The organism is Phenylobacterium sp. (assembly GCF_028290885.1).
GTDB lineage: Bacteria > Pseudomonadota > Alphaproteobacteria > Caulobacterales > Caulobacteraceae > Phenylobacterium.
This window is the reverse complement of record NZ_JAQGIZ010000170.1, coordinates 1-17,712: the sequence shown is the minus strand read 5'-3', so window position 1 is coordinate 17,712 and position 17,712 is coordinate 1. Positions and strand designations below refer to the sequence as shown.

At 69.3% G+C, this 17,712-nt stretch carries 17 protein-coding genes; 3 read left to right on the top strand and 14 right to left on the bottom strand.

The window, feature by feature from the left end; translation table 11 throughout:
• Positions 1-122 precede the first annotated feature (122 nt).
• The 11 genes from JWP28_RS11590 to JWP28_RS11540 all read right to left on the bottom strand — a co-directional run bounded on the left by JWP28_RS11590 (position 123) and on the right by JWP28_RS11540 (position 11,463).
• Positions 123-974, bottom strand: a complete 852-nt coding sequence (locus JWP28_RS11590) for an NlpC/P60 family protein (RefSeq protein ID WP_299543016.1) — start codon at positions 972-974, stop codon at positions 123-125.
• Positions 971-2,374, bottom strand: coding sequence for a M17 family metallopeptidase (locus JWP28_RS11585; RefSeq protein WP_299543014.1), 1,404 nt, complete (start codon positions 2,372-2,374; stop codon positions 971-973). Before JWP28_RS11585 ends, JWP28_RS11590 begins: the two co-directional genes overlap by 4 nt.
• 80 nt (positions 2,375-2,454) lie before the next feature.
• Positions 2,455-2,961, bottom strand: coding sequence for a prepilin peptidase (locus JWP28_RS11580; protein WP_299543017.1), 507 nt, complete (start codon positions 2,959-2,961; stop codon positions 2,455-2,457).
• Positions 2,962-3,089: 128 nt separating this feature from the next.
• Positions 3,090-3,254 (bottom strand): Flp family type IVb pilin, encoded by a 165-nt coding sequence (locus JWP28_RS11575; protein ID WP_299543013.1) that lies wholly within the window; start codon positions 3,252-3,254, stop codon positions 3,090-3,092.
• Between the two features lie 281 nt (positions 3,255-3,535).
• Entirely contained in the window at positions 3,536-3,700 is a 165-nt protein-coding gene (locus JWP28_RS11570) for a Flp family type IVb pilin (protein ID WP_299543011.1), read from the bottom strand.
• A gap of 340 nt (positions 3,701-4,040) precedes the next feature.
• The gene (locus JWP28_RS11565) at positions 4,041-5,504 is read right to left on the bottom strand and encodes an MFS transporter (RefSeq protein WP_299543010.1); all 1,464 of its coding nucleotides are present in this window, start codon (positions 5,502-5,504) and stop codon (positions 4,041-4,043) included.
• A gap of 64 nt (positions 5,505-5,568) precedes the next feature.
• Positions 5,569-6,741: an alanine--glyoxylate aminotransferase family protein gene (locus JWP28_RS11560; RefSeq protein ID WP_299543007.1), complete on the bottom strand. Its 1,173-nt coding sequence runs from the start codon at positions 6,739-6,741 to the stop codon at positions 5,569-5,571.
• A gap of 59 nt (positions 6,742-6,800) precedes the next feature.
• Positions 6,801-7,574, bottom strand: a complete 774-nt coding sequence (locus JWP28_RS11555) for a tyrosine-protein phosphatase (protein ID WP_299543006.1) — start codon at positions 7,572-7,574, stop codon at positions 6,801-6,803.
• Positions 7,575-7,654: 80 nt separating this feature from the next.
• The gene (locus JWP28_RS11550; RefSeq protein WP_299543005.1) at positions 7,655-8,428 is read right to left on the bottom strand and encodes a tyrosine-protein phosphatase; all 774 of its coding nucleotides are present in this window, start codon (positions 8,426-8,428) and stop codon (positions 7,655-7,657) included.
• Between the two features lie 50 nt (positions 8,429-8,478).
• Positions 8,479-9,891, bottom strand: coding sequence for a hypothetical protein (locus JWP28_RS11545; RefSeq protein ID WP_299543003.1), 1,413 nt, complete (start codon positions 9,889-9,891; stop codon positions 8,479-8,481).
• Between the two features lie 120 nt (positions 9,892-10,011).
• Complete coding sequence (locus JWP28_RS11540; protein ID WP_299543001.1) at positions 10,012-11,463, bottom strand: AMP nucleosidase; 1,452 nt, start codon at positions 11,461-11,463, stop codon at positions 10,012-10,014.
• Positions 11,464-11,577: 114 nt separating this feature from the next.
• Here JWP28_RS11540 and JWP28_RS11535 point away from each other — a divergent pair, with 114 nt between their 5' ends.
• Positions 11,578-13,350 carry an adenylate/guanylate cyclase domain-containing protein gene (locus JWP28_RS11535; RefSeq protein ID WP_299542999.1) on the top strand — a complete coding sequence of 591 codons (1,773 nt, stop codon included), beginning with the start codon at positions 11,578-11,580 and terminating at the stop codon, positions 13,348-13,350.
• Between the two features lie 7 nt (positions 13,351-13,357).
• Here JWP28_RS11535 and JWP28_RS11530 read toward each other — a convergent pair whose 3' ends face one another.
• The 3 genes from JWP28_RS11530 to JWP28_RS11520 all read right to left on the bottom strand — a co-directional run bounded on the left by JWP28_RS11530 (position 13,358) and on the right by JWP28_RS11520 (position 15,043).
• Entirely contained in the window at positions 13,358-13,744 is a 387-nt protein-coding gene (locus JWP28_RS11530; RefSeq protein WP_299542997.1) for a hypothetical protein, read from the bottom strand.
• 153 nt (positions 13,745-13,897) lie between these two features.
• Positions 13,898-14,593, bottom strand: a complete 696-nt coding sequence (locus JWP28_RS11525; RefSeq protein ID WP_299542995.1) for a Crp/Fnr family transcriptional regulator — start codon at positions 14,591-14,593, stop codon at positions 13,898-13,900.
• Positions 14,594-14,710: 117 nt separating this feature from the next.
• Complete coding sequence (locus JWP28_RS11520; protein WP_299542993.1) at positions 14,711-15,043, bottom strand: UrcA family protein; 333 nt, start codon at positions 15,041-15,043, stop codon at positions 14,711-14,713.
• Between the two features lie 156 nt (positions 15,044-15,199).
• Here JWP28_RS11520 and JWP28_RS11515 point away from each other — a divergent pair, with 156 nt between their 5' ends.
• Both JWP28_RS11515 and JWP28_RS11510 read left to right on the top strand, forming a co-directional pair.
• Positions 15,200-16,462: a dicarboxylate/amino acid:cation symporter gene (locus JWP28_RS11515; protein ID WP_299542991.1), complete on the top strand. Its 1,263-nt coding sequence runs from the start codon at positions 15,200-15,202 to the stop codon at positions 16,460-16,462.
• A gap of 132 nt (positions 16,463-16,594) precedes the next feature.
• Positions 16,595-17,712 (top strand): EAL domain-containing protein (locus JWP28_RS11510; protein ID WP_299542989.1); only part of this gene is annotated, 1,118 nt, incomplete at its 3' end.

Here is a 17,712-nt window from a genome sequence, read left to right as displayed (position 1 = left end):
GGCAAGCCTGCCGCCACCGGCACGACGGCGACCCCGGCCACCGGCGCCGGCGGCCCGACCGGCGCCGGTGCGCCGAAGCAGGAAGCCTCCAAGCCCGGCGGCGCGAATTAATCTCCGCGGGGTTATTTGATCCGCCGATAAGCCGTCGGCGCACCGACCCCCGCCGCCTCGATCCGGGCCACGGCCGCCTCCAGCGGCTCGATGGCGACCATCATGTGGTGGCCGTTGGCGTGGACGATGCGGGTCTCGTCGAGCCCGATGGCCACGTGGCCCTTCCAGAACACCAGGTCGCCGCGGCCGAAGTCCTCGCGCGCGATCGCACGCCCGAGGCTCGCCTGCTGGTCGGTGTCGCGCGGGCAGGCTAGGCCGCAGGCGAACAGCGCTTGCTGCACCAGGCCCGAGCAGTCCAGGCCGAGGCTCTCGCGGCCGCCCCAGAGGTACGGCGCGCCGAGGAAGCGCTCGGCGACGGCGGCGGCGTCGGTCTCGAAGACGCCGAGGGGGGCCAGATGCTCCGCTGTCATCCAGCCCGCGCCCGCCGCCTTGCAAAGCCGGCCCTCCTGCGCCTCGACGGCGACCAGGGCGTTCAGCGAATAGGGCCCCAGCGCGCGCGTCTTGATGCTCGGCTCGGCGAAGGCGTAGGTGCGGATGGCCGCGACCCGGTGGGTCGGCTCCGGCGCCAGGGGCGCGAGCGCGGCCGCCGCCACGAAGCCGACATAGCCGTCCCGCCGCGCCTGGCCCCAGAAGAAGCCGCCCTCCTCCTCAATGACTTCGAAGGCCTCGCCGAACAGCAGCTGGTCCATCTGCTCCGAGGCCACGTCCGGCGCGCGGTGGACGCCGGTCGCCGGCACCGCGCAGCTCATGGTCTTGGCATCGAGATAGACCTCGGCGCGGACGAGGCCCTCCAGCGAGCGGCTGGCGATCCCGTCGCGCAGGGGGGTCACGCGCGGATCATCCGTCTCGAGGGTCGCCGTCATGCGAAGCGGTCCCGGATCATGCGGTAGAGGCCGCGGATCGCCTGCGCCTCGGCCCCGGCGGGGAAGCCCGGCCGGTTGCGCGGGTTCCAGGCGAAGATGTCGAAGTGGGCCCAGGGTCCGCAATCGGGACCGGTCGGCGCGAACCGCTGCAGGAACAGGGCGGCGGTCACCGAGCCCGCCTGCGCCCAGGCGTCGGGATCGTTCTTGATCTCCGCCACGTCGCTGTCGAGGGCGTCGGCGTAGCCCTTCCAGAGCGGCATCCGCCACACCGGATCGGAGGCCGCCTTGGCCGCTCGCTCGATGTCGGCCGCCAGGTCCTCGTCGTCGGTGTAGAACGGCGGCAGCTGTGGGCCCAGCGCCACGCGGGCGGCCCCGGTCAGGGTGGCGAGATCCAGGGTCAGCGCCGGCTCCAGCTCGCCGGCGCGGGTGAGAGCGTCGGCCAGGATCAGCCGGCCCTCGGCGTCGGTGTTGCCGACCTCGATGGACAGGCCCTTGCGCGAGGCCAGGACGTCGCCCGGCCGCATGGCGTCGCCGGAGATGGCGTTCTCCACCGCCGGGATCAGAACCGCCAGCCGCACCGGCAGGCCCGCGGCCATGATCATCCGGCCGAGCGCCAGCGCGTGGGCCGCCCCGCCCATGTCCTTCTTCATCTGCCGCATGCCGGCCGAGGGCTTGATGTCCAGGCCGCCGGTGTCGAACACCACCCCCTTGCCGACCAGGCAGACCAGCGGCTGGCCGCCCTGGCCCCCAGGTCCGTCCCAGGTCAGCTCGATCATCCTTGGCGCGCGCGCGGGATCGGCGGCGCGTCCGACGGCGTGCACCGCCGGGTAGTTGGCCTCCAGCAGGCCCTCACCGGTGATGACGGTGATCTGCGCGGCGTGCTGCTCGGCGATCTCGCGGGCGATGGTCTCGAGCTGCAGCGGCCCCATGTCGTTGGCCGGCGTGTTGATCATGTCCCGGGCCAGCGCGCAGGCGTGGGCCACGTGGCGGACCTCGGCCACGTCGACGTCTTCCGCCAGCAGCTTGGCGCGCTCGCCGCTGTGGGTCTTGTAGCGGTCGAACCTGTAGCTCCCGAGCGCGAAGGCCAGCGCGACCTGCTCGGCGTCCAGGCCCTCCGGCGCCCGCGCGATCCAGTAGGTGCCGGCGGGCAGCTTGGCCGCAAGCGCGCGGAACGCCATGGGGTCGGGCTCCGCGCCCAGCCCGAACCAGACGCCGGTCATCGCGCCGTCGGCGTCGGGCGTGACCAGCACCTGGCCGACCTTGCCCTTGAATTCGGACAGCGCGGCGAAGGCCTTCACAAACGTTGGAGCCGCGTCCAGGGCCGGGCCGACCTCATTCTCGGTGAGCGCATGGACCGGGATGGCCGGGACGTCCGAGCTTTGCAGGATCACGTCGGACATGGGGGGCGCCTTCGCGAGAGATTGGACGGCTTTTTCCTAGTCGCATCCGCGCCGGCGCCGCAACCGCCGCATGCGGCGCGTCAGAGGCGGCCGATCAGCGTCGAGGCCGGAAAAGCGGTGAGCGCCCCCGCGCAGATCGCCACGCCATAGGGCACGTCCTGCCCAGGCTCGATCAGGCGGGCGAACCAGGGAGGGCCGATGGGCAGGTAGGGCCGGACATAGGCCGAGCGCAGGCCAAGCAGGCCGACGGACAGTACGCCGCCGGCCACGCCGGTCGCGCCCAGGAAGGTCACCGTCGCCGGCCAGCCGATCCACAGGGCGGCGGCTGCGAACAGCTTGGCGTCGCCGCCGCCGATCCAGCGGAGGAAGTACATCACCATGCCCAGCGCCAGCGCCGCGACGCCGATGCCCAGGTGAAGGCCGATGGTGGAGAGCGGCAGACCCAGCGCCAGTGCGGCGACGGGAAAGGCCGCGATCAGGGCGAGCGAAATCCAGTTGGGAATGGTGTAGCTCGTCGCGTCGCGCAGCGCCGCCACGATCACCAGGATCGGAAAGATCAGTAGCAGCAGGGTCTGAACGGCGTGGATCATCGCGCAACTCCGTGGCGCCTCAGCATGGGGCCTGCCGATGAACGGAGCGTTTCACGGATCCAGATAAGCAAAAACCCCGGCGGACGGGCCGCCGGGGTCTGCCGACCTGTCTCGAAGGCTGTCGCCTACGGAAGGTCGTTGGTCACCAGGTTGAAGGTGCCGGACAGCTTGGTGCCCAGGAGGCTCAACGCCGTCACCAGGACAACCGCGACGAGGGCGGCGATCAGGCCGTACTCGATGGCGGTGGCGCCGGATTCGTCCTTCAAGAAACGCGTAACGAACTTGGACATGATTTATCTCCTCTGACCGAACTGTGGACTAGTGGGCGCCAAGCGGTTCGGCCTGTTTGCCCGTGTTGCGCCGTAAAAATCCCATAATGCGTTTAATGCCGTGTAAATCTAGACTCGGAAAATTTAGAGTTATACTCAACAGATATTTACCAATTGAAAGACCGTTGTTCTGCATTGCCCGTGATGTGATGCCCGGATCTCGTAGTCCGACAGTCGGCGCAAAAGAAAACCCCGGCGGTATGAGCGCCGGGGTCTCCGTCGTATTCGATTGAAGCCGAAGCTTAGGGCAGGCTGTTGGCCACCTTGTTGAAGGTGCCGGACAGCTTGTTGCCCATGGCGCCGAGAGCGGTCACCAGGACCACGGCGACGAGGGCGGCGATCAGACCATACTCGATGGCCGTGGCGCCGGATTCGTCCTTCAGGAAGCGCGTGACAAAATTGGACATCTTGATCTCCTTCTAAGCGAGCAGTCGTTGGCGGGCTTCAAGCTTTCCGCCTGCTCGCCCAAATGCACCCTAAGGATCACATGGAACGCTTAACTGCCAGTAAACGCCGTCCGTTTACGAATCCATTCTTCTTGGTCAATCTCTGTTAACCCTAAGTTCTGGTAAATATTTCCGACTACTACTGCGTCTAACCTCCTATAATGTTTGACGTTGTTTAGTTATTATTTGATTTTCCATGTGCGTTGTTTTTCTCGCGTCAGCACGCGGAGACGCCATGCTTGCGGTGGCGATTCTGCTCTTCCGCGGCCCGCATCGCGGCGCCCAAGCCCTGCCGGCGCGGTTAGGCGCTGCGCTGCAGCTCGCGGCCGCCGCCCTTGACGAAGGCGAGGCCGATCAGGCCGATCACCAGGAGCACGATGATGCTCGCAAAGCCGCCTTGCTGGCTGTGCGTCATGGTGGTGCCGATGTTCACCAGGGTCGGCGCGAGCCACAGGGTGGCGACCCCCGACAGCGCATAGACGCCGAAGAAGGCGCCGGTCTGCTCCGGCGGGGTCAGCCGGGTCAGGAGCGTGCGGCTGGACGCGTACTGGCCGGTGATGAAGATGGCGTTCAGGAAGCCGATGCCGATGAACGCCCAGTCCGGCAGGTGGCGGAACACCGGCCCGCCCCAGAGCGGCGCGTGGGCGGCGGCGTCATACGGCCAGAAATAGAACAGCCGGTCCGGCGCGATCCCCAGCATGGCCGTGAGGCAGACGGCTGTGACGCTGATCTGGATACGCAGGGCGGCTTTCGGCCCGAGCACCCCGTCCAGCCAACGGGCCAGGAAGCCGCCCCCGACGGCGAGCACGCTGAGCATGATGCCGTAGGCGAGCATCTCCAGCGGCCCCCACTTCATCACCCCGATCGCATAGACGCCGGCGTAGATCAGGACGGCGTTCATGCCGTCGACGAAGAACATGCGTGAGGCCAGGTAGATGACCGCGTCCTTGTAGCGCCGCACCGTCTTCAGCATGCGCCAGAGCTCGGCCGCGCCGTTCCCCCAGGCGGTCAGGACCGGGACGCCGGTGCGCGGCGCGTCGGGGGTGAACAGGAACAAGGGGATCGAACCCACCGCGAGCAGCCCCGCAGCCATCAGGGCCACCACCCGCTCCGGCTCGTGGGTGAGCGGGTTCAGGCCGAACAGCGGCGCCGCGGGGACCCAGCTCCAGTGCACCTTGCCGGGCAGGGCGAAGGCCCAGGCGGTGAAGGCGAGCGCCACGACCGAAGCGGCGTTGCCCAGCGATAGGGCCAGCGCCGAGGCCTTGTGGGCGGCCCTCAGGCCCGCGGCGCGGATCAACATCGAATTGTGCAGCACCTCGGCGTAGACGAACAACAGGCGCGCGCCGATGTAGAGCGTGGCCAGCATCGCGAGCGTCATCCACCCGCCGGGCCTGGCGAACCACAGGGCCGCGATCATCGGGACCATCAGTCCGACGATCAACCCGAGCCATGGCTTCCGCGGTCCCAGCTTGTCGATGGAAGCGCCGAGGAAGGGCGCGGTGACCACCACCACCCAGCCGATGATCTGGTCCCAGCTTGAGATGGTCGCCTGGCCGCGCACCGGATCGCCCACCAGCACCGAGGCCACGTAAGGCATGAAGATGTAGATGGTGACCAGGATGATGAAGGGGTCGCGGCCCCCTTCAAAGATCGACCAGGCGTAGCCGCCGAGGGTGAGCTTGCCGTCGCCCCCGACCATCGCGATCGTCGGGGGCTCGACGATGGCTGCCGGCCCGTCAGCGTCCAGAGGCTTGAGTTCGCTCACCAAATTCCCCTACGCCGCCGTTTCTGGATGTGGCGGTCAGAGGTGGACGTTAGACCGGCTCCGGTCAGGCCGCCAGCTTGGCGTCCACCGCCGCGAGCGCAGCCCTGGCGTCGGCGGCAAAGCCCTGCGCGGCCAGCGCCTCGCAGAGCGCGGTCAGGCACAGGCGCACGTGCCAGGCGGTGGCCGAGGCCCCCATCAGCCCGATCCGCCAGACCTTGCCCTTCAGGGGGCCGAGGCCCGCGCCGATCTCCAGGTCCCAGGTCTTCAGGACGTGGGCGCGGGCGGCGGCCTCGTCGACGCCCTCGGGCACGAGCACGGTGTTCAGCTGCGGCAGGCGGTGGGGCTCGGCCACCAGCATCTTCAGGCCCGCCGCCTCCAGGCCGGCCACCAGGGCCTCGTGCATGCGGGCGTGGCGCACGATCGCCGCCTGCTGGCCCTCTTCGAAGATCGCCACCAGCGCCTCATGGAGCCCATAGAGCGCGTTGATAGGGGCCGTGTGGTGATAGGTCCGGCCGCCCTCGCCGCCCCAGTAGCTCCTCAGCAGGTTGAAATCCAAAAGCCAGTTTCGGACCTTCTCCTTGCGCCCGGAGATCGCCGCCTGGGCCCGTTTGGAGAGCGCGATGGGCGAGAGCCCCGGCGGCGCCGAGAGGCATTTCTGGGTCCCCGAATAGACCACGTCGGCGTCCCAGCCGGCCACGTCCACCACGATGCCGCCCAGCGAGGTCACGCAGTCCACCACCGACAGCGCCCCGTGCCTGCGGGCGACCGCGCAGAGGCTCGCCGCATCGCTGCGCGCGCCGGTCGAGGTCTCGGCGTGCACGAAGGCCAGGACCTTCGTCGGCGCCTCCGCCAGCGCCGCCTCGACGCGGGCCGGATCGACCGGCTGGCCCCAGTCGTGGTCGACAGTGACAACCGTCGCGCCCGCGCGGCCCGCCATGTCGGCCATGCGTCCGCCGAAGGCGCCGTTGACCGCGATCACCGCCCGGTCCCCAGGCTCCAGCAGGTTCATGATCGCTGCCTCCATGCCGGCGGTGCCGGGCGCAGGCAGCGGGACGCAGGCATGGTCGGGGGCGTTGAACAGCCGCTGCAGGGCCCCCTTGATCTCCTCCATCAGCGCCTGGAACGCGGGGTCCAAGTGGCCGATCGTCGGCCGCGCCAGGGCGCCTAGCACCCGCGGGCTGACGTCGGAGGGGCCCGGCCCCATGAGGATCCGGCGGGGTGGCTGGAAGGTCTGCATCACGGCTCCGGGCTGGCGCGGCTGCTTAGGACGCCCGCGCCCGCCGCGCAATCGCCGGATCAGACCAGCAGGCGCTCGTGGATGCGTTCGCGCAGGGCGCCGTCGAGGCCGAGCGCGGTATCCAGATAGCCGTCGAGCGACCCGTGCTCCGTCCGCATGGCCTCAAAGGCGCAGGCGAGATACTCCGCCTCCACCCGCATGGCGGTCATCAGCGCCTCGTCCGAGGCCACCCGGCCGGTGGTCTCGCGGATCATCTCGCGGATCGTCGGCAGGCGCGCCGTCAGCCGCTCGGTGTCGTTGGTCAGCAGGTAGTCGGCCTGGATGTCGTCGTCGTCGACGCCCGCCAGGTGGTGGGTCAGGGCGCAGAGGATGCCGGTGCGGTCCTTGCCCGCCGCGCAATGCACCAGGACCGGGCCCCGGCTCTCGGCCAGAGCGCGGAAATAGCGCCCGTAGAGGTCAAGGTGCCGACGCTGATGCGGCGCCTGGCGATAGTAGTCCAGCATGTAGCTGCGGAACGAGCCGACGGTCAGGTCCGAGGTGGCGATGAACGTCGCCCATTCGTCGGCGCTGTCCTGGCCGATGTCGTTCTCGATCACCTGGGCCGAGAAGCCCGGCCAGCGGCGGCTGGGGTCGCGCTCGCGCTCGTTGGAGCGGCGCAGGTCGACGACCACCGCAAGTCCAAGGCCGGCGAGCTTGGCGAGGTCCGCCTCGGTCGCCCGCGCCTGGTGCGCGGAGCGGTAGAGCAGGCCGCGGCGCAATCGCCGGCCGGCCGCGGCGTAGTCGCCGAAATCCCGGAAGTTCTCGATTCCTTCGAACGCGATGCGCCGGGTCATGACGACCGTCTAGCGGGCTTTTTCGACAGAATCGAGACGGGCCGGGCGAGGGCGTCCCACCCCGCCGAACGGCCCGGCGATCAGCCCAGCAGCCGCGCCTGGAGCCGCTCGCGCAGAGGCTGGCCGACGCCCAACACCTGCGTGAGATAGCCGTCGAGCGAGCCGTGCGCCTCGCGGATCACGGCGAAGGCGGTTTCGAGATAGGCAGGGTTGACCGAGACCGCCACCCGCAAGCCCGCCTCGTCGACGGTCTTGCCGACCGTATCGCGCAGCCAGGGACCCAGGAAGGCCATCTTCCGCGCCATCCGGCTCTCGTCGTTGGTGAGCAGGTAGTCGGCCATGATGTCGTCGGCGTGCACGCCCAGCACGTGGTGGGTGAGCGCGCAGATCAGGCCGGTGCGGTCCTTGCCCGCCGCGCAGTGCACCACGATCGCCCCGTCGGCCGCCGCCAGGGTCTGGAAGTAACGGGTGAAGAGGTCGATGTGCCGCGCCTCGAACGGCGCGCGGCGGTAATAGGCCATACCGTCGTCCAGGAACCACTGGGCGTTGACCTCCGCGCCCTTCATCGATTGCGCCCAGTCGGCGTGGTTGGAGAGGATGTCGTTCTCCACCACCGCCGCGCCGAACCCCGGCCAGCGCTTGGAGGGCTCGCGCGTCCTCTCCTCGGTGCGGCGCAGGTCGATGATCGCGGCCAGCCCCAGGTCACGCATCCGCGCCAGATCGGCCTCTGTGGCATAGGCATGGTTGGCGGAGCGGTAGAGCACCTCCCGCTTCACAGCCCGGCCGCTGGCGGTGTCATAACCCCCGAAATCGCGGAAGTTTTCGATGCCGTCGAAGTCCATGTGTCGGGTCATGCGGCGTGACCTAGCCGGAATCGGAGACCGGATCGAGGGTCCGGGGCCGGTCAGCGCCGAACGTGCACGACGGCCCATCGGTCCGAATAGAGCCGTCGCCAGCCGGGCATGCGGTCCATCGCCTCGATGACCGGCGTCCCGGTCTTGAAGAGCGTCCAGCCGACGCGGCGGCGGTCGAGCGCTTGCCCAAGAGCCCGGGGGTCCGGACGCGTCAGGCGCGCGTAGTCCTCGAGGTAGGGGTCGCCATACAGGTCGGCTCGGCTGTCGATGTAGGGACGCAGATGCTGGCCGATCAGGAATCCGCCGAAACTGTACTCGTTCAGCACCGGGGTCTGCCGGATCGAAGCCGGCGTAGCCGCCACCGCCGAAACCGGTGTGTCGGGACCATCGCCTCGGACCACCGGCACGGCCATCCGGCCAACCCCGAGAGCAACGGCGAGCGCCGCGGCCGCCAGCCCCGAGACCGGCGCGCGGGCCAGGCTCTCGCCGCGCTCGGGCGTGTCGGCGCCCTGCCCGAACCCGACCGCCATCGGCCTCGCCAGGACCAAGGCCGCGATCACGCCCAGCATCTGCTCGTAGCGTCCGTGCTGCAGGCTCAGGTGAATGAGCAGGAGCAGCAGCGCGGCCCGGATGGCCGGTAGCCGGATCGGGCGGGTGAACAGGATGAACAACATGGCGAGCAGCCCGGCCTCGAGCGGACCGAACGTCCCGAAATTCTCCGGAGCCCATTCCCCGATGTGGGCAAGGCCCGTCATCCGCAGGAGCTGGAACGGGAACAGCAGGGTCCCGAAGCCGTCCGGGCTCAGCACCGCCATGGCCGCGGCGGCGATCCCGAAGGCGCCCCATCCAAGCACCACGGCGCGACGGCCCAGCGCCGACGTCGCCGCCAGCAGCGCCTCCAGGGCGAACGGCGCGATCAGCGCGAGGCCGAACATGAAGCTCCCATGCAGGTTCGCCCACAGCGCCATCAGCGGCAGCACGATCCACCGGGGCCGCCGATCCTCGGCGCGGGCCCGGATCAGCTCGGCGGTCCAGACCTCCAGGATCGGCAAGGCCAGCATGTGCGGCCTCGCCAGCAGGCTGCCCGTCCCCAGCGCCAGGCCGAGGAGCAGCAGGCACAGCAGGGGAATGCCGTCCACCCAGCGGCTGAGGTCGCGAGCGAGCAGCCAGGCCGTCAGGCCGGCCGCCGCCGCAGTCAGGATCACCACCGCGCTCCAGCCGCCGAGATCGAAGGCGCCGCCCAACAGGACCTGCGCGAGCCACTCGTGCGTGTGCCAGGGCGCGCCCTGGAACGTGTACGAGAAGGGGTCCGTGTGGATGACGGCCCGCTGATCGATCATCAGCCGCCCGGCGGCGACGTGCCACCAGGTGTCGCCATCGTTCAGCACCCTGGAGGAAAGTGCGGCCAGGAAGGTGAGCAAGGCAGCGAGCGGCGGCGCAACGGCTCGGAGCTTCACGCCCATCCGAACGACCTCGCCATCAGATGTCCATCCAAGCCGGCCGTCAGGGTCGCGGCCAACTCCTCGGACTAGGGCCTTCGCGTGAACATCTGGTCACCGCGCTCCCTCAGTCCGTCGGGGCCCCTACCGGAAGGGCGGTTCGTCGAAGCTCCTGAGCTTGCGCGAGTGCAGGCGCGGACCCTCCTGGCGCAGCAGGTCCATGGTCGCCACCCCGATCTGCAGGTGCTGGCTGATCGCCCGGTCGTAGAAGGCGTTGGCCTGGCCCGGCAGCTTGAGCTCGCCGTGCAGCGGCTTGTCCGACACGCAGAGCAGGGTCCCGTAAGGCACCCGGAAGCGGTAGCCCTGGGCGGCGATGGTGGCGCTTTCCATGTCGATGGCCACCGCCCGGCTCTGGTTGAACCTGAGCGCGCTCGATGAATAGCGTAGCTCCCAGTTGCGGTCGTCGGTGGTGACGATGGTGCCGGTGCGCAGGCGCCGCTTCAGCACCTCGCCGGTCTCGCCGGTGACGATCTCGGCGGCGCGGTTGAGCGCCACCTGCATCTCGGCGATCGGCGGGATCGGGATCTCCGGCGGCAGCACCTCGTCCAACACGTGGTCGTCGCGCAGATAGGCGTGGCCCAGCACGTAGTCGCCGATGGTCTGGCTGCCGCGCAGGCCGCCGCAGTGGCCGATCATCAGCCAGGCCTGGGGCCGCAGCACCGCCAGGTGGTCGCAGATCGTCTTGGCGTTGGACGGCCCGACCCCGATGTTGACCAGGGTGACCCCGGCGCGGCCCTCGGCCATCAGGTGGTAGGCCGGCATCTGGTGACGGCGCCAGGCCGCCGCGTTGATCGTGGCTTCCGCGTTCGGCGTGTCGGCCGTGACCACCACGTTCCCCGCCGCCGACAGCGCCGTATACGGCCCGCCTTCCTTCAGCTGCTGGCAGCCCCAGCGGACGAACTCGTCCACGTAGCGGTGATAGTTGGTGAACAGGATGTACTGCTGCACGTGCTCGGCCGGGGTGCCGGTGTAATGGGTGATCCGGGCCAGCGAGAAATCCGTGCGCAGCCCGTCGAACAGCGACAGCGGCCGTGGGCGGTCATGGTTGTTGGCCCAATAGCCGTCGGCGATCTCGTCGCCGATGTAGGCCAGCTCGGTGGTCGGGAAGTGCCGGGCGATCTCCGCGGAGCCGATGTCGGCCAGCGCGATGTCGGCCTGGCCGTCCAGCACATAGGGGAACGGCATCTCCTGGTTGGAGCGGCCGACCTCGATCTCCACCTTGAAGTCCTGGGCCAGCAGGCTGAGCTGCTCGATCAGGTAATCCCGGTAGAGGTCCGGCCGCGTCACGGTGATCGCATAGCGGCCAGGCGCGCTGATGCGGGCGTAGGCGCGGCTGATCCGCGGGAACGGCTGGCCGGCCGGCCAGTTGAGCCGCAGCTCCGGGTAGGCGAAGGCGCCGGCGGCGCGCATCGCCGGATCGGGCGGCGGTCCTCCGTCCAGGAATTCCTTGAGGGCGCCCCGCAGGGCCTCGACCGTCTTGCGGTATTCTTGTTCTAGCCGATCCACGATGCCGGCTGCGTCTGCTTTCGATGTCATCGACGCTTTATAGCGACGCCAGGCGAAGGTTGCGAGACTCCGGCGCAAAGGCTCGCGCGCCGGTTGCCACGGTTCGCATGGCGGCTCATGCTGCTATGCAGCAGAGAGGGCGACGTGACGGGCAGCGCGGGCAGCAAAGTCGAACGGCGGCTGACGGCGATCCTCGCGGCCGATGTCGCCGGCTACAGCCGGCTGGTGTCTGCCGACGAGGAGGGCACGCTTGCCCTGGTGGCGTCGCACCTGCGCGAGATCATCCAGCCGGCGGTCGGCGACCATGGCGGACAGGTGATCAAGACCACCGGCGACGGGGTGCTGGCGGCGTTTGGCAGCGTGGTGAGCGCGCTGCAGTGCGCCATCCGTATCCAGACCGCGATGGCGGAGCGCAACGCCGAGGCGGCTGTCGGCAAGCGCGTCGACTTCCGCATGGGCCTGCACGCCGCCGACGTGGTCGTCGAAGGTGGCGACATCTTCGGCGATGGCGTGAACGTGGCCGCTCGCCTCGAGGCGCTGGCCGAGCCGGGCGGCATCTGTGTATCCGGGCGGGTGCAGGAAGACACCCAGGGCCGCATCGAGGTCGCCTTCGAGGACCTGGGCGAACAGACCGTCAAGAACATCCCCCGCCCGGTGCGCACCTTCCGTGTGCGGATCGACGGTGCGGCGCCGGTCCCCGAGCCTCAGCTTGAACTGCCGTCAAAGCCCTCGATCGCCGTCCTGCCGTTCCAGGACCGCAGCGGCGATCCGGAGCAGGAATATTTCGCCGACGCCATCACCGAGGACATCGTCACAGCACTTTCCCGCTGGCGCTGGTTCTTCGTCATCGGCCGCAATTCCAGCTTCACCTACAAGGGCCGCGCCGTCGATGTGACCCAGGTCGGTCGGGAACTTGGCGTGCGCTACGTGCTGCAGGGCGGCGTGCGGAAACTCGGCCGCCGCGTCCGGGTGACGGCGCAGCTGGTCGAGGCGGCCAGCGGGACCAACATCTGGGCCGACAGCTTCGATCGGCAGCTGGAAGACCTCCTGGCCCTGCAGGACGAGATCACCGAGCAGGTGGTGGGCGCCATCGAGCCGGCGATGCTGCACAGCGAAGGGGCGCGGATTGCCCGCAAGGACCTGAAGGATTTCAACGCCCTGGACTGCTTCCAGCGCGGCATGTGGCACCTGAACAAGGTCTCGCCCACCGATCAGCGGCTGGCCCTGGAACTCTTCCGCGAAGCGATCGCGCGCGATCCGGAGCTCGCGCTCGGCTACATCGGCCTGGCGCGCGCCCTCTATGGTGGCGCGGTTTACGGCTGGTCCGATCAGCCGTCCGCCGACCTGATGGAGGCCCGCGCTGCGGCCCACACCGCCATCCGCCTGGATCCACGCGACGCCTATGGCTACTTCGCCTCGTCCGGCGCCTCGCTTTACCTGCGGCGGCACGCCGAAGCCCTGCAGGAAGCCCGCAAGACGATCGCGCTCAACCCCAACTTCGGCTTCGGCCATTTCCGCCTGGGGCAGGTCCTGATCTATTCAGGCCGTCCCGCCGAGGCGGTCGCGCCGATCGAGCGCAGCCTGCGCTACAGTCCCTACGACCCCCAGCTCGGGGCCATGCTGACCCTGCTGGCGTTGGCGCACTATCACGCCGGCGACTATGCCGAGGCGATCCGCCATGCGGAGAGCGCCGCCTCGATGCGCGACGTGCGCGGAGCCGGCGTGCTGGCCGCGAGCCTGGCCCGGGTTGGCCGCACCGACGACGCCCGGCGGGCGTTTCCCCCGGCGCTGGAGGAGCTGGTCGGCGTCAACAACCTTCGCCGGGCGCCCTACGCGCGCGAGAGCGACCGGGAGCAATTTATCGAAGGATTGCGCCTGGCGGGTATCGGATCGACGGTCCAGGAGGCGATCAGCTAGCGCCGGATCATGTCTCCAGCGGATGCTTGTCGTCGGGATATCGGCTCTTCAATAGCACCGTGATTCCGCCGCGCGTCAGCTTGGTGTCCGGAGCCTGCCACATGTTGAGCTCGTAGTCGTAGCCCGGCGCCCAGGAGAAATTGATCGGGGTCGGCGGCGTCGTGGACAAGGCGTAGTGGATGACGCTGCGCAGGGCCTCGCTGAAGCTCATGGGCATCTTTGCAATGTAGGTCTTCCAGGCCCGATGCAGCGGTGTTCCGTCTTGCTCCAGAAAACTCAGGTCGAGCGGGTTGCCGGGGGCGAAGTGCTTCGCGCGCGACGTCGCAAACTCATCAATGCGATCGGGATGGAAGTGGCTGTTGAGCCTGAGCGAAAAGGTTTGAAGCATCGGCATAGGAATCGGTCCCTCTGATTGCGCCGGCGCGCCGGCTTGATCGACATTTAGTCCGCGGCCGGCGCCCCATCCCGTGTCGGTTCCTTCATCGGGGAGCCGACGCCCAAGCATAGGAACTCCAGCCAAGGTTGACCATTGGGCCCGTGACTTGGGCTAACTCTCCGGCGCCTGCTTTCCCAGGTCCTCCAGTTGTCCGGGCTGCAGCAGCCGCACGCCGGCCGGCGTCACCTCCACCCAGCCCTTGGCGCCCCAGTCGTGCAGCTTGCGGTTCACCTTCTCGCGGGAGGCGCCCAGCCTGCGGGCCAGTTCCGACTGGGTGAGCGCGATCAGGGCGCGGGGGTTCTGCTCGCCGACCAGTAGCTGGGCGAGCCGGCCGCCGAGGTCCAGGGTGGCGCGCGCCTCCAGCGCCGCATTGGTCCGCCGAAGCCGGGCGCTCATTTCCGCCAGCAGGGCGACGGCGGCCTTGGGCTCCGACTCCAGCGCTTGGATGAGCGCGCTTCGGGGAATCCGCCACAGGCGGGTGCGACGGGCGGCCACCATGTCGGCCGAGCGCAGTCCGCCGTCCAGCGCCGCCATCTCGCCGGCGATCTCGCCGCGCCGCAGCGCCACCAGGCGCAGGTCGCGTCCGCCGGGAGAGCTGGTGCGCACCTCGATCTCGCCGTCGAGGATCACATAGACCGCGTCTCCGGGATCGCCGATCCGGCAGAGGTAGGCCCCGCCCGCTAGGTCGACCGGGACGCCGCGCCCGGCCAGCGTCGCGCTGGCGGCCGGCGACAGAACGCCAAGAACCTCGCTGTCCTTGAGGGCAGCGAGGACCTGGCCGAGGGAGTCTTTGGCGGGAGATGCCATGCCCCACCTTCGCACGGGTGCGGCGGCGCTCCAAAGCCTCCCCCGGCGCGCCGATCGACGCCCTGGCCTGGCGAGGATCGGCGGCGGACGCCGGAAGCAACTGACCGGACGCACGGACTAGTGGGTCGCTTCGCTGGCCAGGCGGAAGGTGGACGGCGGCGCGTAGAGCGCGGTGACGACCGGAGCGTCGAGGGAACGCACGGCCTTGCCGATCATGCGGGCTTCGCACGAGCGATGCTGGGCGATGCGGCCCAGGTCGCGGGAATCGGCGTCGCTGCAGAACTGTGACGCGGCGGACTTGATACGCTGGAGCGCAACCTGCGCGCCCTGCGTGCTGGCGACGTTCAGGTCGCTGACGCGAACCACCATGATGTCGTTCTCAGCCTGGGCGGCGCCGGCAGCCAGAACGGTTGTCGCCATGAACGCGGCGAGGATGCTGTAACGGGTCATCGGAAGCTCCTTGCAGATATTCAGCCGCTGATTGCGACGTCCAGCTTCCTACGGTCTTGCGGTCCGGCTGGCTGTGACCGGGGTCACGCTCTCGTCGGGATGGACGAAGCCCGGCTTCCCGGCGACAAAGGCGCCCAAGCAAGCGTCGGGTCCCGAATGAACCGCATTTTCACGATCCTCATCGTCTCGGCCATGATGCTGGGCGTCGCCGTCGGATGGGTGGTCAACCAGTACGCGTCGCCCGCCTCGGCCAAGGTGGTGGCCGAGAACCTGTCGATCATCACCGACGTGTTCCTGCGGCTGATCAAGATGATCATCGCCCCCCTTGTTTTCTCGACCCTGGTGGCCGGCATCGCCCACATGGAGGACTCAGCCAGCATCGGGCGGGTGGGGATCAAGGCGCTGGGCTGGTTCGTCTGCGCCTCGATCGTCTCGCTGACCATCGGCCTGATCATGGTCCACCTGCTGCAACCGGGCTCGGGCCTGTCACTGTCCATCCCGGACGGCGGCAAGGCCGCAGCAGCGGTGGACATGAGCAAGTTCACGCTCAGGGCCTTCGTGACCCACCTGGTGCCGGCCTCGATCATCCAGGCCATGGCCGACAACGAGATCCTGCAGATCGTCATCTTCTCGGTGTTCGTGGGCTCGGCGGTGGCGGCCATCGACGACCGGGCCCCGGCGGTGCTGGCGCTGGTCGAGCAGATCGCCGCAATCATGCTCAAGGTGACGGGCTATGTGATGAAAACCGCGCCGTTCGCGATTTTTGCAGCGCTGGCGGCGACCATCGCCACCCAAGGCATCGGGGTGCTGGCGACCTACGCCAAGTTCGTGGGCGGCTTCTACCTGTCGCTGGGTGTGCTCTGGGCGCTCTTGATCGCGGTGGTGGTCCTGGTCGTCGGGCCCCGCGCGCTCAAGCTGATGGGCGCGGTCCGTCAGCCGGCGCTCCTGGCCTTCTCCACCGCCTCCTCGGAAGCCGCCTACCCGGGCACCCTGCAGGCGCTTGAGCAATGGGGCGTCTCCAAGCGGGTGGCGAGCTTCGTCCTGCCGCTGGGCTATTCCTTCAACCTTGACGGCTCGATGATGTACTGCACGTTCGCCACCCTGTTCATCGCGCAGGTCTATGGGGTGCATCTGTCGATCGCGCAGCAGATCACCATGCTGCTGTTGCTGATGGTCACCTCGAAGGGGATGGCGGGGGTGCCGCGGGCGTCGCTGGTGGTGATTGCGGCGACGCTTTCCTACTTCCGGCTGCCGGAGGCGGGGCTGCTGCTGATCCTGGCGGTGGACCACCTGCTCGACATGGGGCGCTCGGCGACCAATGTGGTCGGCAACTCGGTGGCCGCCGCGGTGGTGGCCAAGTGGGAGAACCAGATCGAGGTCCCCGCGTCGAGCGAGGCAGCGGCCGCAACTGCGGCATAGCCGGCGTTAGGCATGTCGCTTAACGGGGCGTTCGCCCAGAGGGGACTAGATGGGCTCGGACACTCACAGCCCTGAGGCCTTGCCCCGCCCGTGCCCGAACGCGCCCAACACCTTGCGGACCTGACAGCGCGCGTGGCCGAACTGGAGGCCGAGCGCGAGCTGACGCTCAGGCTCGCCCAGACCGACTCGCTGACCGGCCTGGTCAACCGCGGCGCCTTCACCGCCGCGCTCTGCGAGCGTCTGGAGGCCGCTGGGGCCCGCGGCGGCCGCGTCGCCCTGTTCGTCATCGACCTCGACCGCTTCAAGCACCTGAACGACACGCTCGGCCACCACGCGGGCGACCTGTTCCTGGCCGAGGTGGGCGACCGCCTGAGCGCCTGCGCCGCGCCCGGCGACCTGGTGGCCCGGCTCGGCGGCGACGAGTTCGCCCTGATCTCCGAAGACTCGGATGTCGCGGCCCGCGCCCAGCGCCTGGTGGACCTGCTCACCCAGCCGCACGCGATCTATGGCCGCCAGGTCTCCCCCGGCGCCTCGGTGGGCGTGGCGGTCTATCCGGACGACGCGCCGAACGCCGGCGACCTGCAGCGCTTCGCCGACATGGCGCTCTACCGGGTCAAGACCCAGGGCGGGCGCCGCTGGTCGGCCTTCGACGCGGAGCTGCGCGCCGAGAACCAGCACCGGCGCACGCTCGAGGCGGAGCTGCGCCGCGCCATCCCCGCCGGCGAGATCGAGCCCTGGTTCCAGCCGGTGGTCGACGCCCGCGACGGGCGGATCGTCGGCGTCGAGGTTCTGGCCCGCTGGCGCCATCCCGAGCAGGGCCTGCTGGCGCCCGCCGCCTTCGTCCCCATGGCCGAGGAGCTGGGCCTGATCGGCCGCATCGACGAGGCGGTCTTCGAGGCCGGCTGCGCGCGCGCCGCCCCCTGGGTCGAGGCCGGCCTGATCGAGACGGTCGCCTTCAACGTCTCGCCCCGCGACCTCCTGGACCCCGGCTTCTCGCGCAAGCTGATCGGGCGGCTGGGCAAGACCGCCCTGCCGGCCACCGCGCTCACCGTCGAGATCACCGAGACCTTCCTGCTGCAGGACCTGGCGCTCTCGCGCCGCCACATCGAGCGGCTGACCGCCAAGGGCGTGAGCATCGCGCTCGACGACTTCGGCACCGGCTATTCCAACCTGCGCGCCCTGATGCACCTGCCGATCCAGACGGTGAAGCTCGACCGCTCGCTGATCTGCGACGTCGCCAAGGACGCCCG

What these genes read in the sequence shown, in the direction of transcription:
- JWP28_RS11555 (WP_299543006.1), bottom strand. Translation starts at nt 7,574, where the DNA reads ATGACCCGGCGCATCGCGTTCGAAGGAATCGAGAACTTCCGGGATTTC.
- JWP28_RS11560 (WP_299543007.1), bottom strand. Translation starts at nt 6,741, where the DNA reads ATGCAGACCTTCCAGCCACCCCGCCGGATCCTCATGGGGCCGGGCCCC.
- JWP28_RS11575 (WP_299543013.1), bottom strand. Translation starts at nt 3,254, where the DNA reads ATGTCCAAGTTCGTTACGCGTTTCTTGAAGGACGAATCCGGCGCCACC.
- JWP28_RS11570 (WP_299543011.1), bottom strand. Translation starts at nt 3,700, where the DNA reads ATGTCCAATTTTGTCACGCGCTTCCTGAAGGACGAATCCGGCGCCACG.
- JWP28_RS11590 (WP_299543016.1), bottom strand. Translation starts at nt 974, where the DNA reads ATGACGGCGACCCTCGAGACGGATGATCCGCGCGTGACCCCCCTGCGC.
- JWP28_RS11585 (WP_299543014.1), bottom strand. Translation starts at nt 2,374, where the DNA reads ATGTCCGACGTGATCCTGCAAAGCTCGGACGTCCCGGCCATCCCGGTC.
- JWP28_RS11530 (WP_299542997.1), bottom strand. Translation starts at nt 13,744, where the DNA reads ATGCCGATGCTTCAAACCTTTTCGCTCAGGCTCAACAGCCACTTCCAT.
- JWP28_RS11515 (WP_299542991.1), top strand. Translation starts at nt 15,200, where the DNA reads ATGAACCGCATTTTCACGATCCTCATCGTCTCGGCCATGATGCTGGGC.
- JWP28_RS11525 (WP_299542995.1), bottom strand. Translation starts at nt 14,593, where the DNA reads ATGGCATCTCCCGCCAAAGACTCCCTCGGCCAGGTCCTCGCTGCCCTC.
- JWP28_RS11550 (WP_299543005.1), bottom strand. Translation starts at nt 8,428, where the DNA reads ATGACCCGACACATGGACTTCGACGGCATCGAAAACTTCCGCGATTTC.
- JWP28_RS11540 (WP_299543001.1), bottom strand. Translation starts at nt 11,463, where the DNA reads ATGACATCGAAAGCAGACGCAGCCGGCATCGTGGATCGGCTAGAACAA.
- JWP28_RS11520 (WP_299542993.1), bottom strand. Translation starts at nt 15,043, where the DNA reads ATGACCCGTTACAGCATCCTCGCCGCGTTCATGGCGACAACCGTTCTG.
- JWP28_RS11545 (WP_299543003.1), bottom strand. Translation starts at nt 9,891, where the DNA reads ATGGGCGTGAAGCTCCGAGCCGTTGCGCCGCCGCTCGCTGCCTTGCTC.